The organism is Marinifaba aquimaris (assembly GCF_013328345.1).
Taxonomy (GTDB): Bacteria; Pseudomonadota; Gammaproteobacteria; order Enterobacterales; family Alteromonadaceae; genus Marinifaba; species Marinifaba aquimaris.
Genome location: NZ_JABULX010000041.1, coordinates 21,944 through 31,090, shown reverse-complemented (window position 1 = coordinate 31,090; position 9,147 = coordinate 21,944). Strand labels below are relative to the sequence as shown.

The 9,147-nt window shown below is 38.7% G+C and carries 7 protein-coding genes and 1 tRNA gene; 6 read left to right on the top strand and 2 right to left on the bottom strand.

All coding sequences use genetic code 11. The features are described 5' to 3' along the window. On the top strand, window positions 1-229 hold a 229-nt coding region (locus HR060_RS19225), incomplete at its 5' end, for a hypothetical protein (protein WP_217434974.1). Between the two features lie 133 nt (window positions 230-362). Here HR060_RS19225 and HR060_RS17885 read toward each other — a convergent pair. Next, complete coding sequence (locus HR060_RS17885; RefSeq protein WP_174201652.1) at window positions 363-1,007, bottom strand: hypothetical protein; 645 nt, start codon at window positions 1,005-1,007, stop codon at window positions 363-365. Between the two features lie 38 nt (window positions 1,008-1,045). Next, window positions 1,046-2,032, bottom strand: a complete 987-nt coding sequence (locus HR060_RS17880; RefSeq protein WP_174201651.1) for a nucleoid-associated protein — start codon at window positions 2,030-2,032, stop codon at window positions 1,046-1,048. Between the two features lie 65 nt (window positions 2,033-2,097). Between HR060_RS17880 and HR060_RS17875 the strand changes: the two genes are divergently transcribed. From HR060_RS17875 to HR060_RS17855, 5 genes are all read left to right on the top strand, one after another. Beyond that, window positions 2,098-2,313, top strand: coding sequence for a YejL family protein (locus HR060_RS17875; protein WP_174201650.1), 216 nt, complete (start codon window positions 2,098-2,100; stop codon window positions 2,311-2,313). Between the two features lie 16 nt (window positions 2,314-2,329). Continuing rightward, entirely contained in the window at window positions 2,330-3,877 is a 1,548-nt protein-coding gene (locus HR060_RS17870) for a DUF3413 domain-containing protein (RefSeq protein ID WP_174201649.1), read from the top strand. A 325-nt stretch (window positions 3,878-4,202) separates the two neighbouring features. Then, a complete protein-coding gene (locus tag HR060_RS17865; RefSeq protein WP_174201648.1) occupies window positions 4,203-6,149 on the top strand; it encodes an acetoacetate--CoA ligase in 1,947 nt (648 codons plus the stop codon). A gap of 12 nt (window positions 6,150-6,161) precedes the next feature. Then, window positions 6,162-8,399 (top strand): bifunctional diguanylate cyclase/phosphodiesterase, encoded by a 2,238-nt coding sequence (locus HR060_RS17860; RefSeq protein ID WP_174201647.1) that lies wholly within the window; start codon window positions 6,162-6,164, stop codon window positions 8,397-8,399. Between the two features lie 56 nt (window positions 8,400-8,455). Next, window positions 8,456-8,532 (top strand) — tRNA-Pro (locus HR060_RS17855). Window positions 8,533-9,147 lie beyond the last annotated feature (615 nt).

The window sequence follows — 9,147 nt, the reverse complement described above, 5'->3', positions numbered from 1 at the left end:
TACCAAATTGTTAAAGAACGTTGCTTTTGACTTAGCGCTAGGCCTTGTCTCAAGCGGGATGCGAATAATACGCTTCCCAGTTTCGAAGTCAACGTTTAATTTCAATTTTTTCGAATTAATTGAAACTGATTTTAACTTCGTACTCAGCTTTACTTTGAAAGTTGGAAACTTGATAAAAACACTATCTCGTTGCCTCGCTGCGTTGCGGGGGCGCATTATAGAGATCTAACTTCACCCGTCAACGCTTTTTTTGAAGTTTTTTAATAAAAATGTCATTTAACACAAGATCGTATATTAAATGTACAAATACAAAAAAAGGAGCATATATATGCTCCTTTTTTAACAATATTAAGCCTTAGATTTTATCTCAGAAGAAAATACCAGGCTGATAAACCAATTGCAGCCATAATAAGCACTGCTATTAACAGCGGTAAAACTCTCATTATCAAACTCGGTTCAGGCTCAACATATAAATCATCACTACTGTCATAAGGATTAACCTTCTTAGGTTTCTCCTCAATTTCAGCTTGCTCTTCATTTAAATCAAAGCTAGTTGCACTGATTTGCACCGTTTCTTCATCATTATCAAGCAATGAATCTAATTCCGATTCAAAGACATCATCGATTTCAGTTTTGTGAACATACTTCTCAATAAATTCACTTAAACTCAAAAATCGACTTTGTAACTGAGCCAGCTCTTGTTTTACTTGATGCAATTCAGCTTTAACATTTTCAAGTTCAGCTGAGTTATCTGCTTCGCCGTTGTTAGACGCTTCTGCCTGTTCGATTTTAGCGGTAGTATCCAAACCGACAGCGCGAAGTTTTTGAACTAAAGTGGCAGCTTCCTGCTTATTGTTTAGCTTTTTGATCACAACAGGTTTACCAATCGCTAATACTTTTTCTGCTTTTTCCACTGAACCTGAGAAAAGTCTAGCTAAAATTGCAATCTGACTGCTTCGTTCAAAATTGTTATTCACCTTTCCAGTGAAAATAATTTTGCATTCCATTTCTAAGTACTCTGTTTATATCTTAATTATTGTTTTAATTAGTCTTCACATTTTTCTAAAGCGTCTAATAAGTTAGGTGGTAGCTTACTGAAAGTGAGCTTTTTACTTATTTTATCAAAATGCACGTGTTCTCCTAATAGCTTTCTATTAAAGGAGATACTCATGCCACCACCTTGACCAAAAATCTTTTGTAACGACTTTGATGCCGACATATACACAGGGCAAGTGTCATTAAAATCTTCTTCCTCTGCTGCTTTGTCGTATAGACCTGCAATACCCGTTTTTTCTTCGATTTCATCAGACAAGGTTTGCATTTCTAAAAATTCGCCCGCATCTGAAGCATTTTTCATAACTTCTAATGTCACTTCACGGACTGTCTGGCTTGCTTGCTTATCTTCCACTTCATCAGAGATGAAGTCTTCAACCGTTGCGATCAGCTTTTGCGTAGCTTCTTTTGCATTTAATCTAGGTTCGATTTCAAGTGCATCAGACATAAAATCACTAACTGTGCGCCCTACTCTTCCTTTTATATATGCAATACCGCGGGCTGAATCGATGTCGTTCAGCAGCTCACTCATGTCGAGTTGTATCGCTAACTGAATATTCGCAACATCTAAATATTTAGAACGTTCTGGACTTATGTTATCTGACAATTGCACAGAATCTTTAACGCCTAATAATGTGATTAAGATGAAATCTGAAGCCAAATAACGATAACAAGCGACAGCCATGATGGTTTCTGCCGGAGGCGCTTCGACTTCTATCGCTTGTTGTATTTTATCTATTAATGTGTTCGCTAAGCTCTTTTGATCGGTGCCATCAACAAGCAGTTGCTTGGTAGCACTCTCATCCTTAAAACAACAATACGCTTTTTGTCCTTTCTTAGTGAAAGATTGATGCATACTTTCAGCCAAATAATCGGCTGTTTGCCCTTCAACGCAACTCGCTTGCTCTAGTTGCAAATTGATGGCTTCTTCGCCAATGACAAGACGGTTAAAGTAGATTTGTGCATTTGTTACTGACATAAGCGTTGTGTTTTATACCTAATGGGCACTAAAATTAGTGAACTTATTAATTAATTGTCCCTATTATGCCTCAATCAAGTAAATATTCAGAACAAGAATTTGAAAAAATCTTCAATGCCATCAATATCGCACTCGATGCACAAGACACGCCAACGGACCTAGCACTTATGGCGTTGGGTGAAACAATCATCAACCGAATCAACAAAGCTTATGCGGTTGAAAGTCGTGAAAAAGTTTTAGAACAATTTTGTTTAGCGTTAAAACAATCCAGCCAACCATAATTCTGCCAGACCATTCATGCTTATAAATTCAGAATCTCAGCAAAGAGCACAACTCTATTCCTGGGGCCACTGGTATACCACAATCAATGTACTGATTGCTTTGGTCATTTCCAGTATTTACGTATTCTCTAGTACCTTACCCGACACCTTGTTAGGCGTTGTTTATTTAGTACTTTACTGGTTAGGCCACATTGGCTTTATTAGTTTTGTCGCTTACATCACCCTCGTTTTTCCTGTGGTCGCACTGGTCAAACAAATTGGGATTGTACGGATTTGGTCTGCAACGGTCGCAACAAGCGGCCTATCACTGATGTTTGTTGATAGTTTGGTTTATTCGGCTAATGGCTACCACCTTGACCTGTTATCAACTGACAACTTGCAAAATGACCTTGGACAGCTACTAAGCAATGTTCCAAATGGTTTTATTGTCGCATTTTTAGTGTTATTCGCTGCAATATTCGTTATCCAGATAGCCTTAAGTAACAAGTTATGGCGAAGTTTAGAAGAGATCAGAAGACTCCTAAAAATGGCGCGTATTTTACCCGCTTTTATTGTCTTTTTCTTCACAAGTCATCTGATGCATATTTGGGCCGATGCGCAATTGTACCGTCCTATTATCAAGCAAGATAATCTATTTCCATTGTCTTACCCGTTAACGGCAAAGGGCTTTTTAGACCAATCAGGCCTAATAGATATCAAAGCTTATAAAGATAAAAAGCATTTGAGTTTTAACGATGAAGCTTACCAATTGCAATTGCCAAACTATTTAATGCAATGTCAAATTCCTAAAAAGCGGATGAACTTAACAGTTATTGACCTAACCTCTGTATCAGAGCAAGGTATTGTTGATGCTATCAAACAAGCTTTACCCGGTATTGCTTCAACACAGTTTTGGTCAAATAGCCGCAAGCAGGGATTACTTTTTGAAATAAACCACGCACTTCCCAGTATTTATCAAACGATGATAAATGAGCAAAAAGGAGCGTTAAACTTAGCTTTATCTCAATTGATGCAACCAGCCCCTTTACTCAATGTCGACTATATTGATGCTAGTAGCAAATTGGATAAAACCATTTCATCTTTGAGTGCACAGCAAGAACACATGATTGTACTCTTGACTGACAAAAATAAGATGGGACGTTTGTTTGTTTATGAACCAAGGGTTAATCAAGCCTCTGCTGCAGAGCAACTGCTACCAAAGCAAGCTGAGCAGTCGATAGTAGAATTAAGCACAGTTGATTTATCGCCTAAACACTTTTTACCACCATTAACCACCAGTTTTGATATTGCACCAACATTAATCAACCATTGGCTAAATTGTGGTGTCAATGAAAAAACATTTGGTTTTGGCTCCAACTTAATGTCAGATGATAAACCAAAATCTCAATGGGTTTCAGCTGATAGTGCTTATATCTATGTGTGGGACCAAAATGGTGTTAGTAAAATAGACCGAAACGCTGAAATTAGTTATGACAGTTTTTCGTCAGATTCAAGTCAAGCACATCAAGTATCTGAGTTAGTTAGAGCGGTCGCTAAATTAAAACAATATTTAGTCAAAAAATAACCTTACTAACTGTTAATAACTTAAATTATTCAAAAGGCCTTTAATGAAAATTAAGGGCCTTTTTTATGACCCATATCAGATCTAACAAGTGTTGATTGTAAAGTCATAAGTACAAACGTTTTGAGAAAAAAGCCCCTTAGTAACCATAACTTTACAGTCTAATAATCAGCTAGAGTAAGCGTTTCCACCCTAAATCATGATATAAAAGAGTAAGTGGCATGAATTTGTGCCACCCGCTTTTTCTTATTTGATGTTTATTTAGGCTTGTTTGCTACCTAAGAGTTATCTATTAATAGGACATAATAAAAATTAATAGAAACGAGCAATGCAGACTGAAGTAAACCCTATTTTATGGCAGCCAAATGCCAAACAAATACCGACAACCCAGATCAGCTTATTTATTGAGTATGTGAATCAGCACTATCACTTGATCCTCTCTAATTACCACGAGCTCCATCAGTGGAGTATTAATAAGCCTGCTGATTTTTGGCAAGCAAGTGCTAACTTCTGTCAAATAAAATGGCATAAAGAATCCGCTAAAGTATTTGATGCCAGCGGTCATATGCTTGATGCAAAATGGTTTGTTGGGGCCGAACTTAACTTTGCAGAGAACCTACTTTCAAGAAAAGACGATGCCATCGCACTGGTTGATGTTAATGAAGCAGGAAATAGACGTGAAATAAGCTACCGCGCGCTTTATAAAAAAGTAGCGCAATTAAGCCATTACTTGAAAAACCAAGGAATAGAAAAAGGCGACCGCATTGCCGCAGTCATGCCCAATCAAATTGAAACTGTCATTATCATGTTGGCAACAGCGTCATTGGGTGCGGTATTTAGCTCTTGCTCACCAGACTTTGGTAGTCAAGGTCTAATAGATAGACTCGCACAACTCAAACCAAAAGCCTTGTTCACAGTCGCTGAATATCAATACAACGGAAAACTATTTGAGTTACCCGAAAAAATTGATGCGCTATGCCAAGAACTTGATAGTTTAGTAACCAAAATTCAAGTTACCGGAGACAATACGCTATCGATAATGCCTGGTTTTGTAGCATGGCAAATTATCAATGACATCAAGCAGGAAGAAATTCAGTTTACCTATGTTCCTTTTGACCACCCGGCTTATATCTTGTTCTCATCCGGTACCACAGGGAAACCCAAATGTATCATGCATTCGGTAGGCGGTACGCTACTGCAACACAGTAAAGAAATCAGACTTCACGCTAATGTGACCGCTAAAGATACCCTTTTCTATTTCACAACATGTGGCTGGATGATGTGGAATTGGCTGGTAAGTGGCTTACAAACAGGTTGTAAGGTTGTCCTTTTTGACGGCAATCCTATGTTCCAAAAAGCTGATTTATTATTTGAACTTGCAGCTAAAGAATCGATTACGCATTTTGGCACCAGTGCACGTTACTTAAAAACCTTAGAACAAAGCCAATTTAATACGGAAGCACATGATTTAACCGCATTAAAAACCATTATGTCTACAGGCTCTGTACTTCAAGCAGAAACTTTTGATTATGTTTATCAGTCGATCAAATCGGATATTCAACTTAGCTCCATCAGTGGTGGTACCGATATTATCTCTTGCTTTGCACTTGGTTGCCCGATTCTGCCTGTTAGACGAGGAGAGCTTCAATGCAAAGGCTTAGGCATGGCGGTTGATATATTTGATGAACACGGCCAAAGCACGACAAACCAACAAGGTGAATTAGTTTGTACACAGGCATTCCCATCTATGCCTATTGGTTTTTGGCGAGATGAAGAAAAAACAAAATATCGCGAAACCTACTTTGCTAACAATAGCGATGTTTGGTCTCAAGGCGATTTTGCCTTACAAACAGACGAACAAGCCCTGATATTTTACGGCCGCAGCGATGCCACCTTAAACCCTGGTGGAGTGAGAATTGGAACGGCAGAAATTTATCGTCAGCTCGAGCGCATTAATGAAGTGCTAGAGGGCGTGGCTATTGGCCAACAACACCAAGGCGATGAAAGAGTGTTACTATTTGTTACACTCCGGGAACAAGTAAATGCCTCTGAGGCGTTAACAAAACAAATAAAATCGATTATAAAGACTCATGCTAGCCCTCGTCATGTGCCTGAATTAATTCATTATGTTAGTGATTTACCCAGAACACGGAACGGAAAAGTAGCCGAGCTAACTGTCAAAGATATTGCCAATAATAGGCCAATCAAAAATACGACGGCATTAGCTAACCCTGAATCGATTGAAGCGATCAAGAGGGTTTTAACACAACAGTAAATTTGAGGTTTCATGCAATTTTTGATCAGAAATAAACTGACCCTGCTTACTTTTATAATTGGGCTGTTTACTACGTTTATTACCGCGTACAAGTTAGATCAAGAAAAGCACGAACAAATTGAAGCAACACTGCTTATTCAGGCCGATAAAATTGAACGAGAAATCAAACAATCCGTTTCTGAACTCATCTTTATTTATCGTTGGTTAGGTGATCAGTGGCTGATAAACGGACAGCCCGATCGCCAACTTCGCAAAAAACAAATCGAAAAAATACTACTCAATCACAAACACGTCTCTGCCATCCAGTGGATATCCAAAGATTACATCCTTGAATGGAGCGAGCCCGAAAATGAATTCAATAGCCACTTGGGGATTGATCTCAAAAGTTTTCCTAGCCTATTCGAGGAGCTGGAATTTGCAAAAAGTACCGGGCAAGCAGTCACGCAATTATTACCTCACGATGGCAAAAACGACCAAATGTTTACCATCTATTTTCCTTTAGGTATCAATGAAGACAACGCAGGCTTTATTTCAAATGTTATCCATATTGATAACTACTTCAGGAATATTGTTCGCCTTTCTATAGACGATGGTTACCAGGTCAGTATTCAAGCAAACGGCATGGATATATTGACGTTTTATGGTGATAACTTCGTCAATTATCGAGATGTTGCCACTATATCGACTGGCTTTTTAGGAGGCACTATCACAATAAGAGTGTGGCCTACGCCAGAAAACTTAGCCCATTTGGGTAAGAGCTTTGCAAACTATGTGCTTATTTTTGGTTCCCTAACCACCGTTTTAGTGACCTTTATTACCCACCTACTGGTTAAAAGTATTTACCAAGAGAAAAAGCTTTATAAAACCAATATTGCGCTAGCAACACAAGTGGAAGAAAGAGCAAAAGCAGAGCATAATCTCGCTCAACTCGTTGAATTTGATAAATTAACCGGCCTTCATAACCGGCAAGCACTAGAGCGATATTTAGCTAAATTACTCGAAGATAAGCCAAATGATAAACACGCGCTGGCTATTTTTGATCTCGATGGCTTCAAAGAAGTAAACGGGGTATTGGGGCACAATAATGGTGATAGCCTAATCAAACGCGTTGCTCAGCGTATTCAAAGAATCATTCCCGATAGTGGTTATATTGCCCGAACAGGCGGTGATGAATTTGCTATCGTTTTACCGCAAATTGATGATGTTGAAGAAGTCAGCCGCTTGTTGATGAAGATTATCCGAGCCATCGATTCGCGCTTTGTATTAGATGGTTACGAGCTTTACCTATCCGGTTCAGCAGGTTTAGTGATATCGGATAAAGATAATAATAATTTTATTAATCTTTACCGAAGCGCAGACACCGCGCTAAATAAAGCTAAAGAAACCGGAAAAAACAAACTAACGGTATATACACCTGAGCTGCAAATCGATACCGCAGAGCGAGTTGAGCTATTAAAGCGTTTACGTAAAGCTATTGCACGACAAGAGTTTGTACTCTATTTCCAACCCAAAGTTGATATCAGAAACGGCAAATGCACGGGTGCAGAAGCCCTTATTCGTTGGGTAGATGAAGAACTTGGCATGATACCACCCAATGAATTTATTCCAATTGCTGAAGACTCTGGCCTTATCATTCAAATTGGTGAATGGGTGATTGAAAAATCTTGCCAACAACTCGCCTATTGGCACAAACTCGGATTTCGAGAATTATCCGTTTCAATCAACTTATCAGGTAAGCAGTTACAACAAGCTAACTTAATCGATTTGGTGATCAGCAATCAAGAGAGGTACAAGCTACCAACCAATAAAATAGAGCTAGAACTCACTGAGCAAGTCTTTATTGAAAATATCGACCTATCGACCGAGTTTATGCATCAAATTCGCGATAGAGGCTTCTCACTCAGTATTGATGACTTTGGCGTAGGTTACTCTAGCTTGTCTTACCTTAAGCACTTTCCGGTAGATACCTTAAAGATCGACCGCTCATTCATTAAAAACTTACCTGACGATGCTGACGATGCCATTTTGGCACAAACCATTGTTAACCTTGCGCAGAATATGAATTTAAAAGTAGTTGCTGAAGGTGTAGAAGAAATTCAGCAGCTGAACTACCTCGCTTCTCAAGGCTGCTTTATTGTACAAGGCTACTTGTTCAGTAAACCTGTATCGAGTGAGAGCTTTACCAAGTTTTTGATAAATCAGCACGGCCACTTTTCAGCACATGATGAAAAACCGAGCAAACAGGCTTAACAAGTGCAATAAAGCTTTGCAAATCAGCGACTTTTAATTATTATGATCGCCACTGTCGGATTGTAGCGCAGCTTGGTAGCGCACTGTCATGGGGTGTCAGGGGTCGCCGGTTCGAATCCGGCCAATCCGACCATTTATCTCCCCCGCCAAATAAGGCTTTTAGCTTTTTCATGCTTTCTTGAACAAAATTCTTGGACCACATGCGGACCACATCAAGACCATTATCCAGTAGTCGAAATTTCATAAAAACGATTAAATTGGTAAATTTAAAAAACACAATTAAGTTTTATAAAAACGGCTGAATGTTACATAGAAACATTTGTTTTAAGATTAGTATGAAACACATACTGCTATCTAATTTTATTAACGAAATTTAAACTTCAAACGTCAGGCTCAAGAGCTAAGACCTGAAGTGACTATCTGAATAAACTGCGATGAATTCATACACAATATAACCTTATCACCTTCTGAATGACGACATCTGAAAATCAATAGGGAGTGGCTTATAACTCCCTCTCAAGTCTTTATCAGTAATATCACCAACCTGTAATTAGCCTTAATCTTTTTAGAGTTGTTCTCTGAAAATCTCAGCTCCCAATCTTTAACAGGATCAGTTGCACGGTGATGAATTGAATTGTGGTTCTTATCCCAACGCTTGGTATCAAATGACTTGGGAATATAACCAAATTTGCCAATACTATTTATGTCACTAGGCCACCTATTACTTATTGATTTCAGTTTCCTGTGC